The organism is Variovorax paradoxus NBRC 15149 (genome assembly GCF_001591365.1).
In the GTDB taxonomy this organism is placed as follows: Bacteria; Pseudomonadota; Gammaproteobacteria; order Burkholderiales; family Burkholderiaceae_C; genus Variovorax; species Variovorax paradoxus.
On sequence record NZ_BCUT01000007.1, the window covers coordinates 200,859 to 227,399 of the forward strand.

The window sequence follows — 26,541 nt, forward strand, 5'->3', positions numbered from 1 at the left end:
CCTACTTGCCCCACACAGCCTTGTACTGCGTCCGATAGCCGTTGTCCGGATCGAACACATTCTTCGGCCCGCCGTCCTTGCCCACGTTGCCCGCCGTCACCAGGTGCACCTTGGGCACGTAGCCCGACCACTTCTCCTTGGCGAAGGCGCGGTTGAGCTCGTCGACGATCTGCCAGCCCTGCATGTTGAGCGGTTCGGGCACCGTGCCGGCCTGGTAGCGCTGCGTGCGGATGCGCTGGTAGGCGGCCTCGGAGCCGTCGCCGGCCGACACCGCCTTGGGCGATCCGTCGCCCTTCTTGCCCGCCGCGGTGAGCGAGGGGCCCATGAAGTCGAAGTACAGGTCGTTGATGGCGAGCGAGTGCGTCCACTTGTCGCCAAAGCGCTGCAGCAGCGAGGTGGTGAGCTGCGGCATGCGGGTCGAGCTTTCGGAGATCGGGCTGTCCTCGAAGCTCAGCACGGTGCAGCCGCCGCACTTCTTGATGACCGCCTCCATCGCGCGCGCCTTGTAGAGCGCAATCGCGTACTGCGAATCGGTGAAGATCACCACGCCCGCCTTGCCGCCCGAATCGGCCACCACCCACGAGGCGGCGACGTCGGCCACGTCGTCGGTCACGGTGGTCACGTTGGCGAAGAGGCCGGCCTTGTCGTTCGGGCCCGGCTGCTCGCCCGAATGCCAGCCGACCAGCGGAATGCCCGACTTGGCCGCGCCCGAGAACGCCGCCTTCTGCTCGGTGGTGTCGAAGCCGCCGACCACGATGCCCGCGGGCTTCACGGCCAGCGCCTGGTTGAGTGCCGCGGTGCGCCCGCTGACCGTGCCCTGGCCGTCGATGACGCGCACCGTCCAGCCGATGGCGCGCGCCGCTTCCTCCACGCCCTTGCTCACGCCCACGATGCCGCCGTTCTTCATGTCGCCCGCGACGAAGACGATGGTCTTGCCCGCGGCGGCCTTGGGGCCGGTGGTGGGGCCGTCCCACTTCTCCTTGGTCATGGTGGCGATCTCGACCTTCTTCTTCGCGGCATCCAGGAAGTCGTCGGCCATCGCCTTGGGCGCCAGCGCGGCGGCGCACAGCGCCAGCACGGCGGCGGCGACGGTGCGCGCGGGAACCACACTCTTCTTCTTCATGCTTGTCTCCAGTCGTTGCGGTGAACCGTCACTTCGACGGCGTTGAGGGAACCGGTTGTTGCGCATGGTCGAGCTGGCGCTCGGCGATGCGCCGCTTGATCGAGCGGTTGCGCCGCTGCTGCGCCCAGCCCGCGATGCCGATGGACACCAGCAGCGTGAGTCCGTTGAAGAGCGGCTCGACATAGAAGGCACCGCCGAACTGCTGGATGCCCGAGATGCCGATCGCCAGGATCGCCACGCCCACCAGCGTGCCCCACACGTTCACCCGTCCGGGCCGGATGGTGGTGGAGCCCAGGAAGGCGCCGACCAGCGCAGGCAGCAAAAACTCCAGCCCCACGCTGGCCTGGCCGATCTGCAGGCGCGAGGCGAGCAGCACGCCCGCAAAGCCCGAGAGCAGGCCCGATGCGACGAAGGCACCCATCACATGCTTGCGCACCGCGATGCCGTTGAGCTGCGCCGCCTTCGGGTTGGCGCCGATCACGTACAGCGCGCGCCCCAGCGGCGTGAACTCGGTAACGACCCAGAGCGTGACGCTCACCGCGAGCACGTAGAACGCGCCGACGGGCAGGCCCAGCAGGCTGCCGCCCGCGATGCCGACGAAGCCCTCGGGCAGGTCGCCCACCACCTGGCGTCCGCCGCTGTGCCACATCGCGACCGCATAGATCACGGTGCCGGTGCCCAGCGTGGCAATGAAGGAGTCGATCTGCGCAAGCTCGACCAGGAGGCCGTTGAGCACGCCGAACAAGGCCGCGCACAGCAACACGATGAGCACCGCGGCCGGCCACGGCAAGCCGAACTGCGTCTGCAGGCTGATCGCGAGGATGTGCCACAGCACGATGCCGTAGCCCACCGTGAGGTCGATCTTGCCGGTGATCATCGGGATGGTCGCGGCGAGCGCCAGCAGCGCGATCACCGACTTGTCAGCCAGGATCGCGCGCAGGTTGAACAGCGTTGGAAAGGTGTCGGGCAGCAGCAGCGAGAACAGCAGGGCGAGGCCCGCCATCAGCGCCACGAGGCCATAGACCGGCATTGCGCGGCCGATGCGCTGCGCGAAGGAAACGGCCTCGCCGTCGAGCGACTTGTCGGGCTCCAGGGCGGTGGATTTGATCGAACTGCTCATGCGGAAATTTCCTCGTGCGCCACGGCGGCGCCTGCTGCCAATGCCAAAAGTTTTTCCACCGTGATTGCATCGCCCGTCAATTTGGCGGCGATCAGCCCGTCGCGGAAGACGAGCACGCGGGTGCACACGGTCGCGATTTCCTCGAAGTCGGTGGAGACCACCACCAGCGCGGTGCCGGCCTCCGCGCGCTCGCGCAGCACGCCATAGATCTGCCGCTTGGCGCCGACATCGACGCCGGCCGTGGGCTCCTCGAGCACCACGAGCGGCTTGTCCAGGTGGAACCAGCGCGCCAGCACCACCTTCTGCTGGTTGCCGCCCGAGAGCTGCTGCACCTCGGCCGACGGCGCGGGCGGATTGATGTCGAAGCGGCGGATCAATGCGAGCGCGCTGTCGTTCTCGCGACGGGGACGGTCGAAGGCCAGGCCGCGATCGCCATGCAGCGCGGCGTTGGGGAACAGGTTCTCCAGCACCGTCATCGAGCCGGCGAGGTTTTCTTCAAGGCGTTCGCCGGCGACATAGGCCACCCCCGCGCGAATGGCATCGGCGGGGCAGGTGAAATCGCATTCCTTGCCGAGCAGCCGCATGCGGCCGGCCGACAAGGGCTCGCGCCCGAAGATCGCGCGGCTGATGGCCTCGTGCCCCGCGCCGCGCAGGCCGACGAGGCCCAGCACTTCGCCGCGGTGCACAGAGAGGCTCAGCGGGCCGGCATTGCCGCTGGCCGCGCCGTCCAGCTGCAGCACCGGCACGCTTGCTGCCGGAACGCTCGCCTTGGGCACCGAGGCCGAGAGTGCCTTGCCGACGATCAGGCCGACCAGCTCGCCTTCGTTGGTGTGCGCCGTGGTCTTCACCGCCACCAGCTTGCCGTCGCGCATCACGGCTGCGCGGTCGGAGATGGCCATCACTTCGTCGAGCCGGTGCGACACGTAGAGCATCGCCATGCCCTGCCGGCGCAGTTCGCGCAGCACGCCGAACATGCGCTCGACGTCGCTCATCGGCAGGCTGGCCGAGGGCTCGTCGAGCACCAGCAGGCGCGCCTTGACTTCGAGCGCACGGCCGATGGCGAGCAACGATTTCTCGGCCCGCGTGAGCGAGAACACGCGGCGGCCGGGATCGATGTCGCAGCCCACGCGCGCCATCACGCGGCGTGCGGTGTCGTTCGCGGCGGACCAGTCGATGAGCCCGAAGCGGCGCGGGTAGCCGGTGCCGAGGCACACGTTCTCCGCCACGGTCATCCATTCGACAAGGCCCAGGTCCTGGTGAATGAAGGCGACGGGTTGCTCGCGGCGGTCGGCGCGACGCCAGGCGGCTTGCGGCTGGCCGTCGAAAAGAATCTCGCCCTGGTCCGCGGGATAGATGCCTGCGAGCAGCTTGATGAGCGTGGATTTGCCCGCGCCGTTCTCGCCGAGCAGCGCGAGGATTTCGCCGGCGCGCACATCGAGCGTCACGTGGTCCACGGCCTGCGTGCCGCCGAAGCGTTTGCAGAGGGACTGGAATTGCAGGAGGGGCGCGTTCATGGGCAGGTCGCTCCGCGTGTGTGGAGGCGGATGCGATAGAGCGAAGTGGAGGCGCACACGTAGAGCGCGTTGCCGTCGCTGCCGCCGAACGTGAGGTTGCCCACCTTTTCCGGCACGGCGATGCGCGCCATGCGCGTGCCGTCGGGGTGGTAGACCTGCACGCTGTCGGCGCTGCTCGTGTAGAGGAACCCGTTCACGTCGATGCGAAAGCCATCGGAGAGCCCCGGGTTCACCACGGCGAACACGCGTGGGTTGGCGAGGTCCTGTCCGCCGATCACGTCGAAGGCGACGATGTGGTGGTGGCCCGAGCCGTCGGTGCGCAATGCGGCCGAGGTGTCGCTCACATAAAGGATGCTTTCGTCGGGCGAGAAGGCCAGGCCGTTCGGCTCTTCGATGAAGTCGCTCACCGCACGCAGCGCACCGGTGGCGGGGTCGAAGCGAAAGACATGGTTGCAGCCCAGTTCGCTCTCGGCCTTGTGGCCTTCATGGTCCGAGACGATGCCGTAGGGCGGATCGGTGAACCAGATGCTGCCGTCGCGCTTCACGACCACGTCGTTCGGAGAGTTGAGGCGCCGGCCCTGGTAGCGGTCGACCACGACCTCGTCGGCCAGCGGCACGAAGCCCGGGCCGAAGCGGGTGCGCACGATGGCACGCCGGCCGTGCGAGCAATGGAGCAGGGCGCCATCGGCCTCGCGCGTGTGGCCGTTGGTGAACTCCACGCCTTCGCGCCACACGCTCATGCCGGTGTCGGCGTGCCAGCGCAGCATGCGGTTGTTGGGAATGTCGCTCCAGAGCACCGCGCCGTCTTCGCGCATCCACACCGGGCCTTCGCTCCATGCCGCCCCGGTGCACAGGCGTTCGAGCGGCGGGGCGCCATGGACCACGGATGCGAAACGGGCGTCGAAGACTTCGATGGTCATGGCCGAAGTCTGGCATCGAGTGTGATACCGGTAACCTAGGCTTTTCCCGAACAGGAGTGCGGTCTGGCGTCACTCTAGAATTTCCACCATGCCGGACATCGGAAGATCCGGTCCGGATGCGAAATTTTCGTTATCGGTATCCATCGAATCCCTCGCATATCCTCAAGCCCATTCCAGAGAGAGCACTTGCCCCCGACCAAAGCCCCCGCCCCCCCGTCCCGCCCGGCAACAATGGCCGACGTGGCCGCGCGCGTCGGCGTCTCGAAGATGACGGTGTCGCGCGCGCTCAACCGCAGCGCGGGCAGCGACCGCGCGACCTCCGAGGCGCTGCGCCAGCGCATCCTGCAGGCCTGCGAGGAGATGGGCTATGTGATCGACCAGACCGCGCGCACCTTCTCGAGCAAGCGCTCGGGCTTCATTGCGGTGTTGATCCCGTCGCTCAACAACTCCAATTTTTCCGAAACCGCGCAGGGCATCACCGCGGCCGTCGAAGCGCGCGGCCTGCAGGTGCTGCTCGGCTATACCGACTACCGCGTGGAGAACGAGGAGCGCCTGCTGCGCGCCATGCTCGCGCGCCGGCCCGAAGGCGTGATCCTCACCGGCGGCTCGCACACTCCCGCCGCGCGCGCCATGCTGCAAGCGGCGGGCGTGCCGGTGGTCGAGACCTGGGACCTGCCCGCCACGCCCATCGAGCACACGGTCGGCTTCTCCAATGCGGAGGCGGCCGGCGCGATGGTGCGGCACCTGCACGGCCAGGGCTACCGGCGCATCGCCTTCATCGGCGGCACCTCGAACCGCGACACGCGCGGGGCCGACCGGCAGCGCGGCTACGCGCAGGCGATCCGCGAACTCGGCCTGCCCGACGGCCGCGTGATCAGCTTCGGCCAGCCGCCGATCTCGATGGCGCAGGGCGGCGAAGCGGTGGCGCAATTGATCCGCCAGTGGCCCGACGTGGACGCGGTGCTCTGCGTGTCCGACCTGTCGGCGTTCGGCGCCTTGATGGAATGCCAGCGCCGCGGCTGGGAGGTGCCGGGCCGCATCGCGATCGCGGGCTTCGGCGACTTCGAGGTCGCGCGCGCCTCGCACCCGCGCATCACGACCGTGGCGGTGGATTGCGTGGGCCTGGGCAAGGCGGCCGGCGAGCTGCTGCTGCGCGTGATGGACGGTGCCGTCGACGGCCATCGCCCACCGCCGGAGACGGTGCTGATCCCGTTCCAGATCACCCAGCGCGAGAGTTCCTGAGCCCGCTCCCGCGCGGGCTCAGGCGGTTGCGGCTTCCCCGGCGTCCGCAAAATCGATCAGCACCTTCATCGCCTGCTTCCGGTCGCTCGCCAGCTCGAAAGCCTCGCGCGCCTGCAGCATCGGAAAGGTGTGCGACACCACCGGCGACAGGTCGACCCGCCCTTCGTTGATGAGCCGCACCGCCAGCGCGAATTCCGCATGGAAGCGGAACGAGCCGCAAATGCTGAGCTCCTTGGCCACCACCATGTTCTGCGGAATGCTCACGTCGCCGCCCAGGCCCAGCTGCACCACCACGCCGCGCGGGCGCATCACCTCGAGCCCGTCGCGCAGCGCGCGTTCGTTGCCCGAGCATTCGAGCATCACGTCGAACGTGCCCTTGTCGGCCGAATAGCGCGACACCCAGGCCTTGTCCTGCGCGACGTTGATGGCGTGGTCGGCGCCGATGGCGCGTGCAATCGCGAGCGGTTCGTCGACCACGTCGGTCGCCACGATCTCGGCCGCGCCGTGCACGCGCGCCGCCGCAATGGCCAGCACGCCGATGGGCCCGCAGCCCGACACCAGCACGCGCTTGCCCAGCAGCGGCCCTGCGCGCGAGACGCCATGCAGCCCGACCGAGAACGGCTCGGCCAGCGCCGCCAGCCGCAGCGGCACGTGGTCCGCCACCTTCACGCATTGCGTGGCCTCGCACAGCAGCATGTTGCGGAATGCGCCCTGCACGTGCGGCATGCGCATGGCGCTGCCGTAGAAGCGCATCTCCAGGCACTGGTTGGGCAGGCCTTCGAGACAGAACTTGCAGGCGCCGCAGGGGCGGCTCGGATTGATGGCCACCTTGTCGCCGATGCGCACGCTGTCGACGCCGGGCGCCGTGGCCACCACGGTGCCGGCCACCTCGTGGCCCAGCACCATCGGCTCCTTGATGCGCACGGTGCCGAAGCCGCCGTTGTGGAAGTAGTGCAGGTCGGAGCCGCAGATGCCGCCCATGCCGACCTTCACCAGCACCTGGCCCGGGCCGATCTCGCCCGCGTCCTGTTCCTCCAGCCGCAGGTCGTCGGGGGCATGGATCACGAGGCACATACAACGCATACGCATGGAATTTCTCCTTCAGGCCACGGGGGTGATGAGAGGCAGGCCGCCGAAGTGCGCCTGCAGGTTGCGGCGCACCAGCTCGCCCATGGCGCGGCGGGTCTGCTCGGTGCCGCTGCCATGGTGCGGATGCAGCACCACATTGTCGAGCGCCGCGAAGCGCGGGTCGATGCGCGGCTCGTTCTGGAACACGTCGAGCGCCGCGCCTGCGATGCTGCGCTGCTCGAGCGCCTGCAGCAGCGCGCCCTCGTCGACCGTGGTGCCGCGCGACACGTTCACGAACCAGCCATTGGGCCCCAGCGCCTGCAGCACTTCCGCGTTGACGATGCCGCGCGTGGCCTCGCCGCCGGGCAGGATGACGATCAGCACGTCGCACCATTCGGCCATGGCCGCGAGGCTGCCGAAGTGGCGATGCGGGCTGTCCTCGCGCGCCGTGCGGCTGAAGTAGCCCAGCTCCATCTCGAAGCCCGAAAGCCGCCGCGCGATGGTGCTGCCGATGCGGCCGAAACCGGCGATGCCGATGCGCTGGCCGAAGACGCGCGTGGTCAGCGGCATGCCGCCGTTGGCCCAGGCGCCGCTGCGCACGAAGGCATCGCCCGCGGGAATGCGCCGCTGCAGCGCCAGCGTGAGCCCGACAGCGAGGTCGGCCACGTCGCCGTTGAGCACGTCGGGCGTGTTGGTCACGCGGATGCCGCGGGCGCGGCAGGCCGCAAGGTCGATGCCGTCGGTGCCCACGCCGTAGCAGGCGATCAGTTCGAGAGCGGGCAGGGCGGCGATGAGTTCGGCGTTCGCGCCCAGTTCGCCGCGCGTGGCGACCGCGCGGATGTTCGGCGCATGTTCGGCGATGAAGGCCTGCCGGTCGGGTGCCTCCCACAGGCGGTGCAGCGTGTACTGCGACCGCAGGGGTGCCATGTCCCATTCGGGGTAGGTGCCGGGCATCAGCACGTGCGGGGATGGGGTGGCAGCGGTCAAACGGTTCTCCTGCGGTAAATCGCAAACATGATATCGGTAACTCTAGAGGCCGCAAGGGAGAGATGGAATACAGGTTTCACCCATTGACGACAATTCAAGATACCGGTAACTTGAAAGGGCTGTCACACACCCATCCCGCATCCGCTTTCCTCCCCAAGGAGCTTTTCTTGAAATTGTTCGACCTGTCCGGGCGCATCGCCCTCATCACCGGCTCCAGCAAGGGCATCGGCTTCGCGCTGGCGGCGGCGCTCGGTGCGGCCGGCGCTCGCGTCGTGCTCAATGCGCGCGATGCCGCTTCGCTCACCGCGGCCCGCGATGCGCTGCGCACCCAGGGCGTGGCAGCCGAGGCCGTGTCCTTCGACGTCACCGACGCCGCGGCCGTGGAGGCCGGCGTGGCCCGCATCGAAGCGGAGATCGGCCCGATCGAGATCCTCGTCAACAACGCCGGCATGCAGCATCGCGGCCCCTTCGCAGAGTTTCCGATCGATGCCTGGCACAAGATCACCACCACCAACATCGACAGCGTGTTCCTCGTCGGCCGCTTCGTGGCGCAGCGCATGATCGAGCGCAAGCGCGGCAAGATCATCAACGTGTGCTCGGTGCAGAGCGAACTGGGGCGGCCCAACATCGCGCCCTACGCCGCCACCAAGGGCGCGGTGAAGATGCTCACCAAGGGCATGGCGATCGATCTCGGCAAGCACGGCATCCAGGTCAACGGCCTCGGCCCCGGCTACTTCAAGACCGAACTCACCGAGGCGCTGGTGAACGACGCAGCCTTCACCGCATGGCTCTCGGGCCGCACGCCGGCCGGACGATGGGGCGATGTGCAGGAGCTGGGCGGCGCGGCCATCTTCCTGGCCTCGGATGCCTCGAGCTTCGTCAACGGCCACATCCTCTACGTCGACGGCGGCATCACCGCCAGCCTCTGACCATGACATTCCACCGCCAGCGCATCGCCGTGGTCGGCGTGGGCATCATGGGCTCGGCCATTGCGCGCCGATTGCTCGAATGCGGGCACGCAGTGAGCGTGTTCGATCCCGACAAGGCCAAGGTCCAGGCGCTGCAGGCGCAGGGCGCCCACGCCGCTCCCACCGCGGCCGACGCGGCGGCCGCGAGCGACTTCGTGATCACGAGCCTCAACGCGGCCGCCGTGGTCGAGCGCGCACTGTTCGGCGAAAACGGCGTGGCCGATGCGCCGGCGGACGCGCAGCGGCTGGTGATCGACATGTCCTCCATCGATCCGCCGTCCACGCGCCGGCTCGCGCAGACATTGCGCGAACGCACGGGCATGGGCTTCGTGGATGCGCCGCTCTCGGGCGGCGCGCCCAAGGCGCTGCTCGGGCAACTGACGGTGATGGCGGGCGGCAGCGTGGAGGACGTGACGCGCGCCCGCGCCGTCATGGACAGCCTCTGCGCCAACTACACCCACATGGGCGAGAGCGGCGCCGGGCAGACCACCAAGCTGGTCAACCAGCTGCTGTGTGCCATCGGCTTCCAGGCCGTGGCCGAGGCGGTGCGAATCGCCGAAGCCGGCGGCGTCGATGCCTCGAAGCTGCCCGCGGCCCTCGCCGGCGGCCGCGCCGACAGCCAGATCCTGCGCGAGTTCGGGCCCAAGATGGCCGCGCGCGACTACACGCCGACAGGCCGCCTCGACAACATGCTCAAGGATCTCGAGGCGGTCCAGGGTTTTGCGCAAGGCCAACGGCTGCCGTTGCCGCTTGCGGGCATCGTCTCGGAGCTGCATCGCACCTTCGTGGCGGCCGGCCTCGGGCCCGAGGACACCGCGGCCATGATGCGGCAGTTCGACGGCTATGCCCGCGGCTGAACACGCGCCGATTCCCATCCTGTCGAACTCAATCAAGGAAACGAAAAATCATGTTCATCCGCTGCGCGTTTTTCAAGGGGCGGGTCAAGCCCGGCATGGAGCAGGCTTTCGACCGCCATGTGCACGAGACGCTTGTGCCGCTGTGGACCCGCTTTCCCGGCGCGCTCGAAGTGCGCGTGCTGCGCCAGCTGGAAAGCGATGTGGGCGATCCCGAGCTCGCGATGGTGCTGTCCATCCGCTACGCGACCCGCGAAGACATCGCGCGCGCTCTCGATTCACCCGTTCGCTACGAAAGCCGCGAAGCGTCCAAGGCGCTCTTCGACATGTTCGACGGGACCGTTTTCCATACGGTCTTCAGCGCCGAGGAATTCGTGCTCCCCACCGCCTGACTGCGCTCACTGGCTCGCCGACGCGTGCAGGTCGCGCGGCAGCCGCAGCGTGGTCGCGCTGGCTCCCTCGGGGCAGGGGCCGTCGGAATAGATCGCGTTGCCCTCGGGCATGACGCATTTGCTCACCACGGTGACGGCGGGTGCCGCCCTGGCGGGCTCGACGGGAGCTTCGAAGTTCGCATTCGCCGGCGATGCGCGATGGAACAACGGCATGGCCGGCTCCACCGATGAACGTTTCACCGAATCCGGCAGCCCGAGGCGGCCGGCCGATTGGATGGCCTCGACATAGGCCGGCATGACCGCAGGTGGCGTAGCCGGCGTGCGCGCCGCGTTCTCGTGCACCAGGTCTTTCAACGTCACGTAGAAGAGGGACACCGCCACCAGCGCCACCGCCAGGCACGGGGCCCAGTACCGTTCGGAGCCGCCGCGGGACGGCGAGGCCTCGCGCGGCTTGAAGGTGTCGATCCTGTGTTGCAGGCTCATGGCGCAGGCTCCGTGCTCGTGTCCAGCCGTTGTAAACGGCAGGGACCGTGCGCATCTGTAGGCCTGCGCCATGCGCCTTGACGGAATCCGTCCCGAAACCGCTACGGAGAAGATCACTGCCCCGCCCATTGGCGTGAGCGCGCCCAGGGGCCGGCCGCTGACGGGATGCGGCATCGGCCGGTGCTGCTTCGCGTGCTCAGGGCTTCCAGCGGCGCAGTCCGAGTTCGTCCGCGAGCGCCTGGTAGGTCTTGATGCGCGCCTGCACGTAGTCGTCGAGCGCGGCGCCTGTGAGCGCGAAAGGATATAGGCCGTGTCGTTCGCGCAGCGCCGCATAGCCGGGCGCGGCCGTGGCTTCGGCGAAGGCCGCGGTCCAGGCGCGCATGGCGGCATCGGGCACGTTCGCGCTCAGGTACAGGCCGCGCACGGTCGGCCAGACGATGTCCACGCCTTGCTCGCGCGCGGTCGGCACGCCGGCGAGCGCACCGCCCAACCGCGCCTGCGAGAGCACGGCCAGCAGGCGCACCGCCGCGCCGCCCGCAATGGCCTGCAGCGCTTCGGCTGCATCGCCCGGGAACACATCGACGTGCCTTCCCTGCAGCGCGCCCAGCGCATCGCCGCCGCCTTCGAAGGACACGAAGCGCATGGCCCGGTGGTCGCGGCCCGCGGCGCGCACCAGCAGTGCGGCCTTCACCCAGTCCTGGCTGCCGACCGTGCCGCCCGCGCCGAAGGCCACGCGCGAGGGCTCCTGCCGCAGGGCGGCGATCAGGTCCGGCAGGCGCTTGTAGGGGGAGTCGCGGTGAACGGCGATCACGCCGTAGTCGGTGCCGAGCGTGGCGATCCAGCGCACCGCCGTAGGCGGGTGCGGCCCGAAGCGGCCTTGCGCAAGATTGAGCAGCGAGCCGCTCGAGAACGCCACCAGCGTGCCCGGCCCGCCGAGCCGGCCGGTGGCAATGCGGTCGAAGGCCACCGCACCGATGCCGCCCGGCAGGTAGCGCTGGCCCAATGGCGGACGCCTCGGGCGCACTGCCTGCAGCGCGTCGCGCGCGAGGGCGCAGGTGAGGTCGAAGCCGCCGCCGGCCTTGGCGGGAATGATGCAGTCCGCCGCGGCCTCGGACGGATCGTTGGCCGAGGCCGCAGTGGCGCGAAGACTTCCGGGCAGCAGCAATGCCGACAGTGCGCGAAGCGCATGGCGGCGGGTAGCAGAGGAGATCGGCATGGGCTGTGTGCGCCCGGCTAGCTGGCGGCCGGCCGAGGCCACCAGATGATCGCATGCAGGCCCGTGCCTGCCTCGCGTGCCTCGAGCCGCAGCTCTCCCCGGTGCCGCTGCGCGATGGAACGTGCAATGGCCAGGCCGAGGCCGAAGCCGCCCTTGCCCGCGCGGGCGCCGCGGCGAAAGCGCTGGCCCAGCGCGGCGCGCTCTTCGCCGCTCAGGCCCGGACCGTCGTCTTCGACGTTGAGGCTCCAGCCCGCCGCATCGCCCGCCGCGAAGAGCGTGATCGTGCCTTCGGCCGGCGTGTAGGCGACGGCGTTTGCCACAAGGTTGCTCAACGCCTCGCGCAGCAGCCCGCGGTCCGCCACCGCGAAGAACTCCGGCGCGGGCGCATGGATGCCCAGGTCGATGCGCTTGGCGCGCGCGAGCGGCAGCAGGTCGACGGCCACTTCGCGCAGCAGCGCCGCAAGGTCGAATTCGGCGGGTTCCACCGCCACCGTGTCGCTGCGGCCCAGCGCAAGCAGCTGCTGCGCGCTGCGCGTCGCTCGGCCGATCTCGGTGCCGAGCGCATCGAGCGTGGCCTGCACCTGCGCCGGGTCCTGCTCGCGCTTCGCGTAGTCGGCCTGCATCTGCAGCGTGGTGAGGTGGGTGCGCAGCTGGTGGGACGCATCGTCGAGAAACCGGCGCTGCTGCGCCACCAGTTCCTGCGTGCGCGACATCTGCTGGTTGACCGCTGCGACGAGCGGGCGTACCTCGGCCGGCAGGTCGGCCTCCGCGATGCGCGTCAGGTCGTCCGGCGTGCGGGCCTGCACCTCGCGCGCCAGCCTCGACAGCGGCCGCAGCGCCGCCGCAAGCGCAAGCGCGGTGCCGCACAGCAGCATCGCCAGCACCAGCCCGTCGCGCAGCGCGGCGCTGCGGACAAAACGTGCGGTGAACTCCTGCCGGGAGCGCGTGCTTTCGCCCACCTGGATCAGCACGCTGCGTCCGGTGCTGCCGGCCGGCGCGCGGTCGAGGTCGCGCCGGTAGGCCGCCAGCCGCACGGACTCGCCGAAGTAGGTTGCGTCGTAGAAGGCCGGCACGCCCATGGCCAGCGTGGCGGGCGGCGCGGGCAGGTCGGCGCTGCCGAGTTCGACCAGCCCGTCGGAGGTCGCCACGCGAAAGAACACCTGGCCGCTGGCCGTGAGCTCGAAGAACTCGAACATCGTGTAGGGCAGCTCGACCGAGAGGCCGCCCGAGGCCGTGGAGATGTTGGCGTCGATCGACTTGAGCGCGCCGAGCAGCGAACGGTCGTAGGCCGCATTGGCGGCGGCCAGCGCGTCGTGCCGCGTCATCCACAGCTCGATGCCGGTCACCAGCAGCAGGGCAGGGAACAGCAGCAGCGCGAGCCGCTGCCACAGGCTTGCGCGCCGCAGGCGAGCCGCAATGCTCACTCGGTCTCCAGCACGTAGCCCAGGCCGCGCAGCGTCACGATGCGCACGCCGCTGCCGTCGAGCCGCTTGCGCAGCCGGTAGACCAGCACCTCGACGGCTTCCAGATGCACCTCGTCGTCGTCGGAGAACACGCGGTCGAGGATCTGCTGCTTGGACAGCGGCTCGCCGCTGCGCTGCACCAGCGCGCGCAGCACCGCCTGTTCGCGCGGCGACAGCGCCAGCGCCTCGCCGCCCAGCACGAACTGGCGGCGCGCGCCGTCGTACGCGAGCGGGCCGCAGGCCAGGCGCGGATGCTCCACGCCGCGCGCGCGGCGCACCAGCGCATGCAGCCGCGCCTCGAGCTCGGCCAGCGCAAAGGGCTTGGCGAGGAAGTCGTCGGCGCCCGCGTTGAGCGAGGCCACGCGCTCGTTCAGCGAATCGCGCGCGGTGAGGATCAGCGCGGGCAGCCGCTGGTCGCGCTCGCGCAGCCGCTGCAGCACCGTGTGGCCGTCCATGCCCGGCAGGCCGAGGTCGAGCACCAGCGCGTCGTGGTCGCGCTGCTGCAAGGCGCGGTCCGCCAGCCGGCCGTCGTCCACCCATTCGACCTGGATGCCCGCATGCTCCAGCGCCTTGCAGAGCCAGGTGCCCAGGGTGTGTTCGTCTTCGGCCAGCAGGATGCGCATGGCGCGATGCTAGGGGCTGCGCCGTCAGTCGGGCTTGATGTTTGCCCTTGCAATGACCTTCTTCCAGCGCGCCTGCTCGGCCGCGATGAACTGCGCGAACTGCTCGGGCGTGCCGCCGACGGCTTCGGCCGCATCGGCCGTGAGCCGCTGCATCGAATCGGGCGACTTCACGGCCTTCATCGTCTCGGCCGAGAGCCGGGCCAGGTTCGCGGGCTCCATGTTGGCCGGCGCGAGCATGCCGTACCACTGCGTCATCTCGAAGCCCGGAAAGCCCTGCTCGGCCACCGTGGCCACGTCGGGCAGCTGCGCCAGGCGCTTGGCCGAGCCTGTGGCGATGCAGCGCACCTTGCCGGCCTTGATGAACGGAATGATGGCCGCGGCGCCGATGGCCGAGGCGTCGAGCCGGCCCGAGAGCAGGTCGGTCACCATCGGCCCGGTGCCGCGGTAGGGCACGTGCAGCATGAACACGTCCGCGGTCATCTTCAGGTATTCGAAGGCCAGGTGGCCCGCGCTGCCGTTGCCCGCGGAGCCGTAGCTCAGCTTGCCCGGCTTCGACTTGGCGTAGGCGATGAATTCCTTGAGGTTCTTCGCGGGCACGTCGGGGTGCACCACGTAGAGGCTGGGCACCTTGGCCAGCAGGCTCACGGGCTTGAAGTCCTTGTTGGGGTCGTAGGGCAGCTTGGCGAAGATGAAGGGATTGACCGCCAGCGTGCCGATGTGGCCGAGGATGATCGTGTGCTGGTCGGTGCTGCGCGCCACCTCGCTCATTGCGATGTTGCCGGCCGCGCCCGGCTTGTTGTCGACGAACACGCTCTGGCCCAGCGTGCGCGAGAGCTCGGCGGCGGTGGAGCGCGCCACGATCTCCGAGCTGCCGCCCGGCGCAAAGGGCACGACGAAGCGCACCGACTTGCTCGGCCAGCCGGCCTGGGCCGAGGCCAGCGAAGGCAGCAGGCCGCCCAGGGCCAGGGCGCTGCCGCCTTGCAGCCATTGGCGGCGCGTGGGCTGCGGATCGTTCAGGAAGAAGTCGTCGAACATGGTGCTTGTCTCCATCGCTTGTGTGAAAGAAAGCCCGCATCCTGCCCCACGGATGCTGTCGGAAAGCTGTCGGTCAGATCAGGTTGCGCATGGCCTGCGCGGTTTCACGCAGGACCGGCAGCACGCGCGCCACCGCGTCCTCGGAGCTTTCGTGGCCCATCGGCATGGTGATGTTGAGCGCGCCCACCAGCGTGCCGTGGCGGTCGCGCAGCGGCACCGCGATGCCGCGCGAATTGAGGTCCAGCTGCTGCTCCGACAGCGCCCAGCCCTGTGCCCGGATGCGCGCGAGCTCCAGCTTCATGCGCTCCATGCTCGCGATGGTGTGCGAGGTGAACACCTGCAGCTGCCGCGTGGCGAGCCAGCCGGCCAGCTCGGCGTCGCTGCGCAGCGCGAGCATCAGCATGCCCGCGGCCGTGACCTGCGCCGGCACCCGCGCGCCCAGCACGTAGCCGGTGCTCATGCTGCGGTTGGGTCCGTTGCGCGCGATGTAGACCACCTCGTCGCCGTCCATCACGCTGAGGTAGGCGATCTCGCTGGTGCCGGCGGCCACGCGCTGCAGGAAGGGCTGGACGATGCGCGGCAGCCGGGCCGAGTCGAGGTACGACTGCCCGAGCCGCAGCACGCGCGGCGTGAGCCAGAACAATTTGCCGTCGCTCGCCACGTAGCCCATGTGCTGCAGGGTCAGCAGGTAGCGCCGCGCGGCCGTGCGCGTCATGCCGGTGCGTTCGCCGGCCTGGCTGGCGGTGAGGCGCGGATGGGCGTCGTCGAAGGCTTCGATGATGCTCACGCCGCGTTCCAGCCCGGCGATCCAGTCGCGCTTGTCGAGGCCGGCCGGGGCGGGGGAAAGATCGGTGGCATCGGTGCTCATGGCCCGAAGTGTGCCGTGCGGCAGGCGACGCGGCGGCTCGGCCGGATCAGGACAAACCCTGTTTATGTACGATCATCGAACGAACAAGGATGATTGTCGATCGATTGGGGCTTGATTCCTGAGCGAAATCCACGGAGAGGTGGCTAAAGTTCGCCTTGGCAATGGTCCTGGAGCGATTGCCGTACAAAAAAGAGGCAAGACATGACCACCTCCATCAGCGGCAGCACCCTGGCTTACCTGATTCCCGGCGACCCCGTGCGCAACGTGCGCCTGCCGCGGATGTTCAACGCCGCCTTCGAGCGCTTCGGCATCGACGCGGTGCTGGTGCCCGTGCAGGTGCCGCTGCGCGATTTCGCGGTGTTCTTCAAGTCGGCTTTTCTCGCGCGCAACGTGCGCGGCATGGTGATTGCGCCGCCGCACAAGCCGCTGGCGGTCGACCTGCTCGACGGCTGCGGCCTGTTCGGCCGCGTGGCGGGCTCGGTCAACGTGGTGCGCCGCATCGAGAACAGCGAGCTGGAGGGCGACCTGTTCGACGGCGAAGGCCTCTTGGGCGCGCTGGACCACTTCAACATTCCGTTCCGCGGCAAGCGGGTGCTGATCCTGGGCGCCGGCGTGAGCGCCGCGGCCATCGGCGTGGCGCTGGCCGAAGGCGGCACGGTCGACGGCGCCGAGCACATCGCCTTCTACGACACCTCGGCCGGCAGGGCGGCCGGCGTGGCGGCCAAGCTCGACGCCTTCTTCGACGCCAACGTGGTGGCGGTCGACAGCAATGCGCCCGAAGGCTACGACCTCGTCATCAACGCCACGCCGCTGGGCCTGGACGAGGCCGACGCGCTGCCCGTGGACGTCGCGCGCATGGACGGCCATGCCGCGCTGTTCGACATCCTGCTGCGCAACCAGCCGACGCCGCTGGTGCGCGCGGCACGCGCGCGCGGCCTCAATGCGCAGGCCGGCTTCGAGATGCTGATCCAGCAGATGCCGCACTACTTCGGGTACTTCGGCCACAAGGATGCGGCCGAAGCGCTGCGCAAGGATGCGGATTTCCTGCGCGAACTGATCTATCCACCGGCCATGGCCGCGGAGATCGCGCAGCCCCTGCGCTACCAGTCCCCGAGCGTGGCCTGACAGAGGAAACCAATTTACAAGGAGGAGACGCAATGACAAGGATTTTCGACGGCTACTGCAAGCTGCTCGACATGCTGATCGCGCTGGCGCTTGCCATCATGGTGGTGCTGGTGTTCGGCAACGTGGTGCTTCGCTATGCCTTCAACTCGGGCATCACCGTGTCGGAGGAAGTGTCGCGCTGGCTGTTCGTGTGGGTCACGTTCCTGGGGGCGGCGGTCGCGGTCAAGGAGCGCGGGCACCTGGGCACCGACTTCCTGGTGGCCCGCCTGCCGGTGCTGGGCAAGAAGGTCTGCCTGGTGGTGGGCCATCTGCTCATGCTGTATGCGACCTGGCTGCTGTTCAGCGGCAGCCTGGCGCAGGCAAAGATCAATTGGGACGTGGAGGCGCCGGTGACCGGCGCATCGGTGGCGATCTTCTACGCCTCGGGCATCGTGTTCGCGGTGTCGGCGGCGGTGTTCCTGCTGAGCGACCTGGTGCGCGCGCTCACCGGCCGGCTGGGCGAAGAGGAGCTCGTGATGGTGCAGGAGTCGGAGGACCTTGCGCAACTCGGGCGCGACGACGGCAACCCCCATGGCAAGCGCTGAGAGCCGGAGCCCCCAATGACCGTATTCATCTTCCTCGGCTCGCTGCTCGCCGCCATGGCGCTGGGCATTCCAATTGCCTATTCGCTGCTGCTTTCGGGCGTGGCACTGATGGTCCACCTCGACCTGTTCGATGCGCAGATCCTCGCGCAGAACGTGGTGAACGGCGCCGACAGCTTTCCGCTGCTTGCCGTGCCGTTCTTCATGCTGGCCGGCGAGATCATGAACGTCGGCGGCCTTTCCAAGCGCATCGTCCACCTGGCGCTGACGCTCGTCGGCCATCGCCGCGGCGGGCTCGGCTTCGTCGCCATCCTGGCGGCCTGCCTGCTGGCCGCGCTGTCGGGTTCGGCGGTGGCGGACACGGCCGCGCTCGCGGCGCTGCTGCTGCCGATGATGGTGCGTGCGGGCCATGACAAGGCGCGCGCCGGGGGGCTCATCGCTTCGGCCGGCATCATCGCGCCGGTCATCCCGCCCTCGATCGGCTTCGTGATCTTCGGCGTGGCCGCCAACGTGTCGATCAGCAAGCTGTTCCTGGCCGGCATCGTGCCCGGCATCATGCTGGGGGCGGGCATCGCCATTGCGTGGTGGTGGGTTGCCAAGCGCGAGAACGTCCAGCCTGCGCCCAAGGCCACCGGCGCCGAGCGCGCGAAGGCCTTCAAGGAGTCGCTCTGGGCGCTGTTCCTGCCGGTGATCGTGCTGGTCGGCCTCAAGATGGGCGTGTTCACGCCCACCGAGGCGGCCGTGGTCGCGGCGGTCTACGCGCTGTTCGTTGCGATGGTGGTCTACCGCGAGATGAACTTCGCGCAGCTCTACCGGGTCTTCGTGAGCGCGGCCAAGACCACGGCCGTGATCATGTTCCTGGTGGCGGCGGCCATGGTTTCGGCCTGGCTCATCACGGTGGCCGACCTGCCGAGCAAGCTCATCAGCCTGCTGGAGCCCTTCATGGGCAACCAGACCCTGTTGCTGATCGCGATCATGGTGCTCGTGATGGCGGTCGGCACGGCCATGGACATGACGCCGACCATCCTGATCCTCACGCCTGTCCTGATGCCGGTGGTCAAGGCCGCGGGCATCGACCCGGTGTACTTCGGCGTGCTGTTCATCATCAACAACGCCATCGGGCTGATCACGCCGCCGGTGGGCACGGTGCTCAACGTGGTGGCGGGCGTCGGCAAGATGAAGATGGACGAGGTGACGCGCGGCGTGCTGCCGTTCATGACGGCGCAGTTCATCGTGATGTTCCTGCTCGTATTTTTCCCTTCGCTGGTGATGGTGCCCATGCGCTGGTTCGCCGGCTGACCCCACGTTTCACGTTTCTTTTTTTGACTCAATCCCCAAGGAGACCATCCATGAAGAAGACCCTCACCCGGGCCCTTTGCCTCGGCATCGCACTGCTGCTGCCCGTGGCCGCCGCCGTTGCGCAGGACATCAAGGAGCGTTCGATCAAGTTCGCGTTCCAGAACCAGGGCGACCATCCGCAGGCCCTGGGCGCGAAGAAGTTCGGCGAACTCGTCGCGCAGAAGTCGGGCAACAAGATGCAGGTCAAGCTGTTCCCGGGCGGCACGCTCGGCGGCGACGTGCAGACCGTGTCGGCCCTCCAGGGCGGCACCATCGAGATGACCGTGCTCAACGCCGGCATCCTCTCCAACCAGGTCAAGGCCTTCGCGGTCTTCGACTTCCCGTTCCTGTTCGCCAATCCGCAGGAAGCCGATGCGGTGACCGACGGGCCTTTCGGCAAGAAGCTGTTCTCGGAACTCGCGGCCAAGAACCTCATCGGCCTGGGCTACTGGGACCTGGGTTTCCGCAACGTGACCAACAGCAAGCGCCCGATCAACAAGGTGGAAGACCTGGCGGGCCTGAAGATCCGCGTGATCCAGTCGCCGATCTACATCGATCTTTTCAATGCGCTGGGCGCCAACGCCACGCCGATGCCCTTTCCTGAGCTCTATCCGGCGCTCGAGCAGAAGGCGGTCGACGGCCAGGAGAACCCGAACACAGTCATCCGCACGTCGAAGTTCGCCGAAGTGCAGAAGCACCTCGCGCTCACGCAGCACGTCTACAACCCGCAGGCGCTGATCGTCGGCAAGAAGCTCTGGGATTCGCTCAGCGATACCGAGAAGAAAATCATGACCGAGGCGGCCGCAGAAGCCACCAGGTTCGAGCGCGAAACGTCGCGCGGGCAGGCGCAAGCCGCGCTGGAGGACCTGAAGAAAGCCGGCATGCAGGTGACCGAATTCAGCCCCGCCGAAATGCAGCGCCTGCGCGACAAGGTCAAGCCGGTGGTGGACAAGCACAGCGCCCTGGTGGGCGAGGCCGTGGTCAAGGAGCTGTACGCCGAGATCGCCAAGGTCCGCAAATAAGGGCGGGCCGATCTCCATGATTTCCGGCAAGACCACCCTCGTCGCGCACCTGGGCTTTCCCACCGAAAGCTTCAAGGCGCCGATGATCTACAACCCCTGGTTCGAGAAGCAGGGCATCGACGCCGTCGTGGTGCCGATGGGCGTGAAGCCCGAGGACTATCCGGCAACCTTCGCCGCGCTGTTCCGGCTCACCAACATCCGCGGTGCGCTGGTGACCATGCCGCACAAGATCACGACCATGGGCCTGGTCGACGAAGTCACGCCAACGGCAAAGATCGCCGGCGCCTGCAACGCGGTGCTCAAGCGCGCCGACGGCACGCTGGTGGGCGACCAGTTCGATGGCGCCGGCTTCGTGCGCGGCGTGCTGCGCAAGGGCTGCGTGCTCGAGGGCGCGCGCGTGCTGGTCTCCGGCAGCGGCGGCGTGGGCTCGGCAATTGCCGCTTCGCTGGCCGCGGCCGGCGTGGCGGAAATCGCGCTCTTCGATGCCTACGCGGCTTCGGCCGAAGCGCTGGCCGGGCGGCTGCGCACGCACTATCCGGCGTTGGCCGTGTCCACCGGCTCGAACGATCCGGCCGGCTTCGACCTCGTCGTCAATGCCACGCCGCTGGGCATGAAGGAGGGCGATCCGCTGCCCTTCGACGTGGACCGCATCGCGGCCTCGACCTTTGTCGGCGAAGTGGTCATGAAGTCCGAATACACGCCGCTGCTGCGTGCCGTCCGCGACAAGGGCTGCGCCGTGCAGGTGGGCACCGACATGCTGTTCGAGATGATTCCCGCGTACCTCGAGTTCTTCGGCTTCGGCACCGCCACGGCCGATGCGCTGCGGGCCGAGGCGAAGATCAGCTACTGAGCGAGTGCAACGCCTGCCCGCTGCCGTGCGGCGCGAGGGAAGACGCGGTGTAATGCGGTTGCGCTCGCTCGATTTTTTTGACGCAAGAACACATTCACCATGAGCATTTTCGAAGGCTTCCTTTCCACGTCCGAGACGCTTTCCGCCTTCAGCGACCACAACTTCGTCGGCGCGATGCTGCGCTTCGAGGCCGCATTGACCCGCGCGCAGGCCGCGCTCGGGCTGGTGCCGGAGGCGGCCGCGCATTCGATCGTCGGCAGCTGCAAGGTCGAGCTGTTCGACGTGGCCAAGATCGTGCGCGACAGCGGCCGCGCCGGCAGCGTCGCGATTCCGCTGGTCAAGGCCTTGAAGGAGGCCGTGGGCCTGTTCAATCCCGCCGCCGTGCCCTTCGTGCATTTCGGCAGCACCAGCCAGGACGTGATCGACACCGCAATGGCGCTGGTCACGCGCGAAGGCATCGCGCTGATCGAAGCCGATGTCGACCGCGCGATCGAGGCGCTGCTGCAGCACGCCACGCAGCATGCGGCCACGCCGATCCTTGCGCGCACGCTGATGCAGCCTGCGTCGGTCACGAGCTTCGGCCTCAAGTGCGCCGGCTGGGCCGCGCCGCTGGTGCGCAGCCGGGCCCGCCTGCGGGGCGCCGCGCGCCATGCGCTGAGCGTGCAGCTCGGCGGCGCCGTCGGCACGCTCTCGCAGATGAAGGGGCAGGGCGCGGCCGTCGTGCAGCGCGTGGCGGACGAGCTCGGCCTCGGCAACGCCGGCGCCACCTGGCACACGCAGCGCGACGAATGGGTTGCGCTCGGCTGCGAGCTGGGGCTGCTCACGGGCGGCCTCGGCAAGATCGCGCGCGACATCGCGCTCATGGGCCAGTACGAGGTCGGCGAGGTGGCAGAGCCCACCGAGCCGGGCCGCGGCGGCTCCTCCGCGATGCCGCACAAGCGCAACCCGGTGGCGGCGATGGTGGCACTGGCCGCGGCCCAGCGCGCGCCGCAGCGGGTGGCCGCACTGTTGGCCGCGATGCCGCAGGAACACGAGCGCGCACTCGGCGGCTGGCAGGCCGAACTGGCCGAATGGCCGCAGCTGCTGATGTCGGCGCACGGCAGCGCGCGTGCGCTGGCCAGTGCGCTGCCCGGCCTGCAGATCGACGCGGCGCGCATGCGCGCCAACATCGACACCCTGCGCGCGGAGCTGCCGCGCGAGGCGGCGGACGAATGGTTCGACCCCGCGCTGGCCGGCCCGGCCGGCGAAACCGCGCTGCGGCAAGTCGCGGCACTGCGCGCCCAACTGATTGCGAAAGACACCCCCTGATGACCGACGAAGCAAGCACCACGCCCCCCGACGACTACGAAGCCGGCCTGGTCAACCGCCGCCGCGTGCTCGGCGACGCCTGGGTCGACAAGTCGCTGGCCAACCGCAACGCGTTCAATGCCGAATTCCAGGAGCTCATCACCCGCCATGCCTGGAACGACATCTGGGGCCGGCCCGCGCTTGGCGACAAGACGCGCCGCTACATGGTGCTGTCGATGATGCTGGGCATCCATGCCTATGAAGAATTCGCGATGCACGTGCGCGCCGCGCTCGACGGCCCGCCCGAGTCGCGCCTCACGCCCGAGGACATCAAGGAAGTCATCATGATGGCGGCCATCTACTGCGGCGTGCCGGTGGCGAACCACGCCTTCGGCATCGCGACCGGCATCCTGCGCGAGAAGGGCTTGCTGGCCGCGGCTTCCCAGTGACCGGGCCGCGCATCCGCAAGGACCGGTTCGAACTCGGCTTCGGTTTGCTGCTGCCGCTGCTGCTGGCGGCGCAGCCCGTGGCCACCGACAGCTACCTGCCCGCGCTGCCCGCCATCGCGAAGGAACTGGGCTCGGCCAGCACCAGCCTCACGCTGTTCGTGCTGGCCTTCGGCTTTGCGCAATTGCTGTGCGGCCCGCTGGCCGACCGCTTCGGCCGCCGGCCGGTGCTGCTGGCGGGGCTCGGCTGCTACGCGGTCGCGGCCCTGGGCGGCGCGTTTGCCGGCAGCGTGGCGGTGCTCGCGGGCTGGCGCACGCTGCAGGGCTTTTCGATGGCGGCCATCCTGGTGTGCGCGCGCGCCGCGGTGCGCGACCTCTATCCCGCGCACGAAGGCCCGCACGTCATGGCGCGCGGGCTCACGGGCCTGGGCGTGGTGGGGCTGCTGGCGCCGCTCCTGGGCGCATGGCTGGTGCAGGGCGCCGGCTGGCGCTGGGTGATGGCGTCGATGGCGCTCTACGCGCTGGTGCTGCTTGCGCTCTGCTGGCGCTCGTTCGCGGAGACGCGGCGGCCGCTGGCCGGGGAACTTTCGGCGCCGCGCGGCAGCACCCGCGCCGTGTTCGCGAGCCGCAGCTTCCGGGCCTGGGCCTCGGTGGCCGCAACCACCTACGGCGGCCTCTTCTGCTTCCTGCTGCTGTCGCCGATGGTCTACATCGGCTACCTGGGCTGGTCGCCCGCGATGTACGGCTGGATCCCGGCCGGCGGCTCGCTGGTCTACATCTTCAGCACCACGATGTGCCGGCGGCTGCTGCGCCGATACGGGCCGGTGGGCACGGTGCAGTTGGGCGCCACGCTGAGCATCACGGGCGCGGCGATCCAGGCGCTGGGCTGCTGGCTCGCGCCGCTGAGCGCGCTGCCGCTGCTCGCGGGCCACGCGGTCTATTGCCTGGGCCACGGCATCCACCAGCCCTGCGGCCAGGCCGGCGCCGTGGGCGACCTGCCGCACCTCGCGGGGCGGGCCGTGTCGTGGTCGGGTTTCGGCATGATGATGGTGGCGTTCAGCGTCGGGCAGGTGGCCGCGCAGTTCGTCGACACCGATTTTTCGAACGGCGCCTGGCCGATGGTCGTTCCGATGCTGCTCGCGGGCTGCGGGTTGCTGGCCATCGCGTTCCTCTGGCTGCCGCGTCTTCAACATCCGATCAAAGAAAAGGAATCAACATGACCCGTTTGAACGTCGTCCGCGAAGGCAGCGGTCCTTTTGTCGTGCTGAGCCATGCGCTGGGCTGCGACCTGCACATGTGGGACGGCGTGGCCGAGCAGCTTGCGCGCGCCCACACCGTGATCCGCTACGACCACCGCAACCATGGCGGCTCGCAGGTGGTGCCGGGTGCGCTGCGCGTGGAGGCGCTGGCGCAGGACGCGGCCGAGCTCATCCAGCGCGAGGCCGGCGGGGAGCCGGTGCACTTCGTCGGCCTGTCGATGGGTGGCATGACCGCGCAGGCGCTGGCGGTGCGCCATCCCGAGCTGCTGCGCAGCGTGGTGATCGCGAATTCGTCGGCCCACTACCCCGACCAGTCGCCCTGGCGCGCGCGCGCCGAGACGGTCGCCGCCAAGGGCGTGGCCGCCATTGCGCCGGGCGCGGTGGCGCGCTGGCTCACGCACGGCTACGTCACCACGCAGGAGGGCAAGGCCGCGGCCGAGGCGCTGCACGACGTGCTGGTGCGCACCGATGCACAGGGCTACATCGAAAGCTGCAACGCGGTGGCCGCCATCGATTTCCGCGAGGGCAACCGCCGCATCGCCGTGCCCACGCTAGTGATCGCGGGCCTGCAGGACGAGGCCACGCCGCTGGCGATGTCCGAAGCCATCGTGGCCGCCATTCCCGGCGCGTGCCTGGCCACCATCGACGCGGCGCACCTGAGCGCGGTGGAGCGGCCGGTCGAGTTCACGCAGCTGCTGATCGATTACTGGCGCAGCCTTTGAGAAATGCGGGCTCCGAGCCCTGGGGACGGCCCTAGGTCTAACCCCTAATCCGTGCGAACAATGCACGCACGCGTTCGATGATCGAACACTGGGCACATGTGGAGCGTTGTGGGCGGCGGCGGCTGTTCCTACAGTCACCCCCATGCATCGCTCCATTGCCACCGTCTCCCTCAGCGGCACGCTTCGCCAGAAGCTCGAAGCCGTTTCGGCCGCAGGCTTCGACGGCATCGAGCTGTTCGAGGCCGACTTCGTCAACTTCAAGGGCAGCGCCGCCGAGTTGCGCCGCATCGCCTCGGACCTCGGCCTGTCGATCGACCTGTACCAGCCGTTCCGCGATTTCGAGGGCATGCCCGAGGCGCAGTTCCGCCGCAGCCTGGAGCGCGCCGAGCGCAAGTTCGACCTGATGGAGGCCATGGGCGCGCCGCTGATGCTGTGCTGCTCCAACACCTCGCCGCTCTCGGTGAACGACCCGGCGCTGGCCGCCGCGCAGCTGCACGAGCTCGCGGAGCGGGCCGCACGCCGCAATCTGCGCGTGGGCTTCGAGGCGCTGGCCTGGGGCCGCCACACCTCGCTGTACGGCCAGGCCTGGAACATCGTGAAGCAGGCCGGCCACCCGCACCTTGGCCTGATCCTCGACAGCTTCCACACGCTGTCGCTGAAGGACGATGCCACCGGCATCGCCGCCATCCCGGGCGACAAGATTTTCTTCCTGCAGATGGCCGACGCGCCGCTGCTGTCGATGGACGTGCTGCAGTGGGCGCGCCACCACCGCTCGTTCCCGGGGCAGGGCGACTTCGACGTGATCGGCTTCTTCGAGCAGGTGCTGCGCGCGGGCTACACCGGCCCGCTGTCGCTGGAAATCTTCAACGACCTGTTCCGCGAAACGCCCAACCGCCGCACCGCGGTGGACGCGATGCGCTCGCTGCTGTACCTCGAAAGCGAGGCGCGGCAGCGGCTGGCTTCCTCCGCCGATGTGCCGGCGCTGAAACCGCAGGTCGAGCTGTTCAGCCCGCCGCCGGTGCCGGCGCTGTCGGGCCTGTCGTTCATCGAGTTTGCGGCCGACGAGGCCTCGGCCAGCACGCTCGGCGCGCTGCTGGAGCAGCTCGGCTTCCGCCGCGTCGGCCGGCACCGCTCCAAGGCCGTGGCGCTGTACCGCCAGGGCGGCATCAACCTGATCGTCAACGCGCAGCCGGATTCGTTCGCGCGCAGCCGCTTCGAGGCGCACGGCACCTCGGTGTGCGCGCTGGGCGTGCGCTGCGCCGATCCGCAGGCCGCGGTCGAGCGCGCCACGGCCATGCGCTCGCAGCGCCACGACAGCCCGGTCGGCCCGAACGAATTGCGCGTGCCCGCCATCGTGGCGCCGGGCGGCAACCTGATCCACTTCGTGCCCGAGGCCCTGGGCACCAACGGCCCGTACGAGGCCGACTTCATCCTCGAGCAAGACGCCGCGGCCGATGTCCGCGGCGCCGGCCTCGCGCAGGTCGACCACGTGGCGTTCGGCCTCGCGCTCGACCAGCTCGACACCTGGGTGCTGTTCACGCGCGCCGTGCTGGGGCTGGAGCCGGGCGAAAGCCTGGAGCTGGCCGACCCCTTCGGCCTGATCCGCAGCCGCGGCGTGGCCAACGCCGATCGCAGCGTGCGGCTGGTGCTCAACGTGTCGCTGAGCCAGCGCACCCGCACCGCGCGCACGCTGAGCCTGACCGGCGGCGGTGCGGTGCACCACATCGCGCTGCGCTGCGACGACATCTTCGAGAGCGTGGCGCGGCTGCGCGCCGCGGGCACGCGCTTCGTGCCCATTTCGGACAACTACTACGACGACCTGGCCACGCGCATCGACCTGGACCCGGCGCTGCTCGCGAAGCTGCGCGCGGCGGGCGTGCTGTTCGACCGTTCGCCCGCGGGCGACTACCTGCACATCTACACCGAGAACATCGAAGGCGGACTCTTCTTCGAACTGGCACAGCGCACCGCGGGCTACGACGCCTACGGCGCGCTCAACGCACCCGCGCGCATGGCATCGCAGGCGCAGCAATAA

The 26,541-nt window shown here is 69.2% G+C and carries 26 protein-coding genes; 14 read left to right on the plus strand and 12 right to left on the minus strand.

The annotated features are described in order from the left end of the window. Position 1: 1 nt before the first annotated feature. The 4 genes from VPA02S_RS26555 to VPA02S_RS26570 are packed head-to-tail and all read right to left on the minus strand — an operon-like array spanning position 2 to position 4,677. The gene (locus VPA02S_RS26555) at positions 2 to 1,123 is read right to left on the minus strand and encodes an ABC transporter substrate-binding protein (RefSeq protein ID WP_062366633.1); all 1,122 of its coding nucleotides are present in this window, start codon (positions 1,121 to 1,123) and stop codon (positions 2 to 4) included. Positions 1,124 to 1,151: 28 nt separating this feature from the next. Beyond that, entirely contained in the window at positions 1,152 to 2,243 is a 1,092-nt protein-coding gene (locus tag VPA02S_RS26560) for an ABC transporter permease (protein WP_018905569.1), read from the minus strand. After that, positions 2,240 to 3,757, minus strand: coding sequence for a sugar ABC transporter ATP-binding protein (locus VPA02S_RS26565; RefSeq protein ID WP_062366635.1), 1,518 nt, complete (start codon positions 3,755 to 3,757; stop codon positions 2,240 to 2,242). Before VPA02S_RS26565 ends, VPA02S_RS26560 begins: the two co-directional genes overlap by 4 nt. Continuing rightward, entirely contained in the window at positions 3,754 to 4,677 is a 924-nt protein-coding gene (locus tag VPA02S_RS26570; RefSeq protein ID WP_018905571.1) for an SMP-30/gluconolactonase/LRE family protein, read from the minus strand. The genes VPA02S_RS26565 and VPA02S_RS26570 overlap by 4 nt, the downstream gene beginning before the upstream one ends. 231 nt (positions 4,678 to 4,908) lie before the next feature. Here VPA02S_RS26570 and VPA02S_RS26575 point away from each other — a divergent pair, with 231 nt between their 5' ends. After that, positions 4,909 to 5,919 carry a LacI family DNA-binding transcriptional regulator gene (locus VPA02S_RS26575; RefSeq protein WP_062366636.1) on the plus strand — a complete coding sequence of 337 codons (1,011 nt, stop codon included), beginning with the start codon at positions 4,909 to 4,911 and terminating at the stop codon, positions 5,917 to 5,919. An 18-nt stretch (positions 5,920 to 5,937) separates the two neighbouring features. On the opposite strand, the gene VPA02S_RS26580 is transcribed toward VPA02S_RS26575, so the two are convergent. Further along, positions 5,938 to 7,008 carry an L-idonate 5-dehydrogenase gene (locus tag VPA02S_RS26580; RefSeq protein ID WP_012748438.1) on the minus strand — a complete coding sequence of 357 codons (1,071 nt, stop codon included), beginning with the start codon at positions 7,006 to 7,008 and terminating at the stop codon, positions 5,938 to 5,940. A gap of 12 nt (positions 7,009 to 7,020) precedes the next feature. Next, the gene (locus VPA02S_RS26585) at positions 7,021 to 7,974 is read right to left on the minus strand and encodes a 2-hydroxyacid dehydrogenase (RefSeq protein ID WP_018905573.1); all 954 of its coding nucleotides are present in this window, start codon (positions 7,972 to 7,974) and stop codon (positions 7,021 to 7,023) included. Positions 7,975 to 8,141: 167 nt separating this feature from the next. Between VPA02S_RS26585 and VPA02S_RS26590 the strand changes: the two genes are divergently transcribed. Genes VPA02S_RS26590 through VPA02S_RS26600 form a run of 3 tightly spaced genes read left to right on the plus strand, consistent with a single transcriptional unit; the run spans position 8,142 to position 10,188 of the window. Then, positions 8,142 to 8,903 (plus strand): SDR family oxidoreductase, encoded by a 762-nt coding sequence (locus VPA02S_RS26590; protein ID WP_062366638.1) that lies wholly within the window; start codon positions 8,142 to 8,144, stop codon positions 8,901 to 8,903. 2 nt (positions 8,904 to 8,905) lie between these two features. Continuing rightward, a complete protein-coding gene (locus VPA02S_RS26595; RefSeq protein ID WP_062366640.1) occupies positions 8,906 to 9,799 on the plus strand; it encodes an NAD(P)-dependent oxidoreductase in 894 nt (297 codons plus the stop codon). A 50-nt stretch (positions 9,800 to 9,849) separates the two neighbouring features. Continuing rightward, complete coding sequence (locus VPA02S_RS26600; RefSeq protein WP_012748434.1) at positions 9,850 to 10,188, plus strand: putative antibiotic biosynthesis monooxygenase; 339 nt, start codon at positions 9,850 to 9,852, stop codon at positions 10,186 to 10,188. A 6-nt stretch (positions 10,189 to 10,194) separates the two neighbouring features. Here the strand turns inward: VPA02S_RS26600 and VPA02S_RS26605 are convergent, their stop codons facing one another. The 6 genes from VPA02S_RS26605 to VPA02S_RS26630 form a co-directional block, all read right to left on the minus strand. Then, entirely contained in the window at positions 10,195 to 10,671 is a 477-nt protein-coding gene (locus VPA02S_RS26605; protein ID WP_062366642.1) for a hypothetical protein, read from the minus strand. A 196-nt stretch (positions 10,672 to 10,867) separates the two neighbouring features. After that, entirely contained in the window at positions 10,868 to 11,887 is a 1,020-nt protein-coding gene (locus VPA02S_RS26610; RefSeq protein WP_062366845.1) for a tripartite tricarboxylate transporter substrate-binding protein, read from the minus strand. A 17-nt stretch (positions 11,888 to 11,904) separates the two neighbouring features. Further along, positions 11,905 to 13,311 (minus strand): sensor histidine kinase, encoded by a 1,407-nt coding sequence (locus VPA02S_RS26615; RefSeq protein WP_062366643.1) that lies wholly within the window; start codon positions 13,309 to 13,311, stop codon positions 11,905 to 11,907. Beyond that, positions 13,308 to 13,973 carry a response regulator gene (locus tag VPA02S_RS26620; protein ID WP_012748430.1) on the minus strand — a complete coding sequence of 222 codons (666 nt, stop codon included), beginning with the start codon at positions 13,971 to 13,973 and terminating at the stop codon, positions 13,308 to 13,310. The genes VPA02S_RS26615 and VPA02S_RS26620 overlap by 4 nt, the downstream gene beginning before the upstream one ends. Positions 13,974 to 13,997: 24 nt before the next feature. After that, positions 13,998 to 15,008, minus strand: coding sequence for a Bug family tripartite tricarboxylate transporter substrate binding protein (locus VPA02S_RS26625; protein ID WP_012748429.1), 1,011 nt, complete (start codon positions 15,006 to 15,008; stop codon positions 13,998 to 14,000). Between the two features lie 73 nt (positions 15,009 to 15,081). Beyond that, the gene (locus VPA02S_RS26630; RefSeq protein ID WP_012748428.1) at positions 15,082 to 15,876 is read right to left on the minus strand and encodes an IclR family transcriptional regulator domain-containing protein; all 795 of its coding nucleotides are present in this window, start codon (positions 15,874 to 15,876) and stop codon (positions 15,082 to 15,084) included. A gap of 201 nt (positions 15,877 to 16,077) precedes the next feature. On the opposite strand from VPA02S_RS26630, the gene VPA02S_RS26635 reads away from it, so the two are divergent. From VPA02S_RS26635 to VPA02S_RS26680, 10 genes are all read left to right on the plus strand, one after another. Then, a complete protein-coding gene (locus VPA02S_RS26635) occupies positions 16,078 to 17,001 on the plus strand; it encodes a shikimate dehydrogenase family protein (RefSeq protein WP_062366645.1) in 924 nt (307 codons plus the stop codon). 32 nt (positions 17,002 to 17,033) lie between these two features. Further along, positions 17,034 to 17,585 (plus strand): TRAP transporter small permease, encoded by a 552-nt coding sequence (locus VPA02S_RS26640; protein WP_018905577.1) that lies wholly within the window; start codon positions 17,034 to 17,036, stop codon positions 17,583 to 17,585. A 15-nt stretch (positions 17,586 to 17,600) separates the two neighbouring features. After that, a complete protein-coding gene (locus VPA02S_RS26645; RefSeq protein ID WP_012748425.1) occupies positions 17,601 to 18,881 on the plus strand; it encodes a TRAP transporter large permease subunit in 1,281 nt (426 codons plus the stop codon). 50 nt (positions 18,882 to 18,931) lie between these two features. Next, the gene (locus VPA02S_RS26650) at positions 18,932 to 19,942 is read left to right on the plus strand and encodes a TRAP transporter substrate-binding protein (protein ID WP_012748424.1); all 1,011 of its coding nucleotides are present in this window, start codon (positions 18,932 to 18,934) and stop codon (positions 19,940 to 19,942) included. 16 nt (positions 19,943 to 19,958) lie between these two features. Beyond that, positions 19,959 to 20,792, plus strand: coding sequence for a shikimate dehydrogenase family protein (locus VPA02S_RS26655; RefSeq protein ID WP_012748423.1), 834 nt, complete (start codon positions 19,959 to 19,961; stop codon positions 20,790 to 20,792). Between the two features lie 99 nt (positions 20,793 to 20,891). Continuing rightward, a complete protein-coding gene (gene pcaB, locus VPA02S_RS26660; RefSeq protein WP_062366647.1) occupies positions 20,892 to 22,100 on the plus strand; it encodes a 3-carboxy-cis,cis-muconate cycloisomerase in 1,209 nt (402 codons plus the stop codon). Beyond that, positions 22,100 to 22,528 (plus strand): carboxymuconolactone decarboxylase family protein, encoded by a 429-nt coding sequence (locus tag VPA02S_RS26665; RefSeq protein WP_062366649.1) that lies wholly within the window; start codon positions 22,100 to 22,102, stop codon positions 22,526 to 22,528. The genes pcaB and VPA02S_RS26665 overlap by 1 nt, the downstream gene beginning before the upstream one ends. Beyond that, positions 22,525 to 23,745 carry a Bcr/CflA family efflux MFS transporter gene (locus VPA02S_RS26670; protein ID WP_062366651.1) on the plus strand — a complete coding sequence of 407 codons (1,221 nt, stop codon included), beginning with the start codon at positions 22,525 to 22,527 and terminating at the stop codon, positions 23,743 to 23,745. Before VPA02S_RS26665 ends, VPA02S_RS26670 begins: the two co-directional genes overlap by 4 nt. Beyond that, positions 23,742 to 24,506: an alpha/beta fold hydrolase gene (locus tag VPA02S_RS26675; RefSeq protein WP_062366652.1), complete on the plus strand. Its 765-nt coding sequence runs from the start codon at positions 23,742 to 23,744 to the stop codon at positions 24,504 to 24,506. Before VPA02S_RS26670 ends, VPA02S_RS26675 begins: the two co-directional genes overlap by 4 nt. Positions 24,507 to 24,648: 142 nt before the next feature. Next, positions 24,649 to 26,541, plus strand: coding sequence for a bifunctional sugar phosphate isomerase/epimerase/4-hydroxyphenylpyruvate dioxygenase family protein (locus tag VPA02S_RS26680; protein WP_062366654.1), 1,893 nt, complete (start codon positions 24,649 to 24,651; stop codon positions 26,539 to 26,541).

Excerpts from the sequence above, each read along its gene's own strand:
- VPA02S_RS26555 (WP_062366633.1), bottom strand. The coding sequence starts at position 1,123 with ATGAAGAAGAAGAGTGTGGTTCCCGCGCGCACCGTCGCCGCCGCCGTG.
- VPA02S_RS26560 (WP_018905569.1), bottom strand. The coding sequence starts at position 2,243 with ATGAGCAGTTCGATCAAATCCACCGCCCTGGAGCCCGACAAGTCGCTC.
- VPA02S_RS26565 (WP_062366635.1), bottom strand. The coding sequence starts at position 3,757 with ATGAACGCGCCCCTCCTGCAATTCCAGTCCCTCTGCAAACGCTTCGGC.
- VPA02S_RS26570 (WP_018905571.1), bottom strand. The coding sequence starts at position 4,677 with ATGACCATCGAAGTCTTCGACGCCCGTTTCGCATCCGTGGTCCATGGC.
- VPA02S_RS26575 (WP_062366636.1), top strand. The coding sequence starts at position 4,909 with ATGGCCGACGTGGCCGCGCGCGTCGGCGTCTCGAAGATGACGGTGTCG.
- VPA02S_RS26580 (WP_012748438.1), bottom strand. The coding sequence starts at position 7,008 with ATGCGTATGCGTTGTATGTGCCTCGTGATCCATGCCCCCGACGACCTG.
- VPA02S_RS26595 (WP_062366640.1), top strand. The coding sequence starts at position 8,906 with ATGACATTCCACCGCCAGCGCATCGCCGTGGTCGGCGTGGGCATCATG.
- VPA02S_RS26600 (WP_012748434.1), top strand. The coding sequence starts at position 9,850 with ATGTTCATCCGCTGCGCGTTTTTCAAGGGGCGGGTCAAGCCCGGCATG.
- VPA02S_RS26605 (WP_062366642.1), bottom strand. The coding sequence starts at position 10,671 with ATGAGCCTGCAACACAGGATCGACACCTTCAAGCCGCGCGAGGCCTCG.
- VPA02S_RS26610 (WP_062366845.1), bottom strand. The coding sequence starts at position 11,887 with ATGCCGATCTCCTCTGCTACCCGCCGCCATGCGCTTCGCGCACTGTCG.
- VPA02S_RS26620 (WP_012748430.1), bottom strand. The coding sequence starts at position 13,973 with ATGCGCATCCTGCTGGCCGAAGACGAACACACCCTGGGCACCTGGCTC.
- VPA02S_RS26625 (WP_012748429.1), bottom strand. The coding sequence starts at position 15,008 with ATGTTCGACGACTTCTTCCTGAACGATCCGCAGCCCACGCGCCGCCAA.
- VPA02S_RS26630 (WP_012748428.1), bottom strand. The coding sequence starts at position 15,876 with ATGAGCACCGATGCCACCGATCTTTCCCCCGCCCCGGCCGGCCTCGAC.
- VPA02S_RS26635 (WP_062366645.1), top strand. The coding sequence starts at position 16,078 with ATGACCACCTCCATCAGCGGCAGCACCCTGGCTTACCTGATTCCCGGC.
- VPA02S_RS26640 (WP_018905577.1), top strand. The coding sequence starts at position 17,034 with ATGACAAGGATTTTCGACGGCTACTGCAAGCTGCTCGACATGCTGATC.
- VPA02S_RS26645 (WP_012748425.1), top strand. The coding sequence starts at position 17,601 with ATGACCGTATTCATCTTCCTCGGCTCGCTGCTCGCCGCCATGGCGCTG.
- VPA02S_RS26650 (WP_012748424.1), top strand. The coding sequence starts at position 18,932 with ATGAAGAAGACCCTCACCCGGGCCCTTTGCCTCGGCATCGCACTGCTG.
- VPA02S_RS26655 (WP_012748423.1), top strand. The coding sequence starts at position 19,959 with ATGATTTCCGGCAAGACCACCCTCGTCGCGCACCTGGGCTTTCCCACC.
- pcaB (WP_062366647.1), top strand. The coding sequence starts at position 20,892 with ATGAGCATTTTCGAAGGCTTCCTTTCCACGTCCGAGACGCTTTCCGCC.
- VPA02S_RS26665 (WP_062366649.1), top strand. The coding sequence starts at position 22,100 with ATGACCGACGAAGCAAGCACCACGCCCCCCGACGACTACGAAGCCGGC.
- VPA02S_RS26675 (WP_062366652.1), top strand. The coding sequence starts at position 23,742 with ATGACCCGTTTGAACGTCGTCCGCGAAGGCAGCGGTCCTTTTGTCGTG.
- VPA02S_RS26680 (WP_062366654.1), top strand. The coding sequence starts at position 24,649 with ATGCATCGCTCCATTGCCACCGTCTCCCTCAGCGGCACGCTTCGCCAG.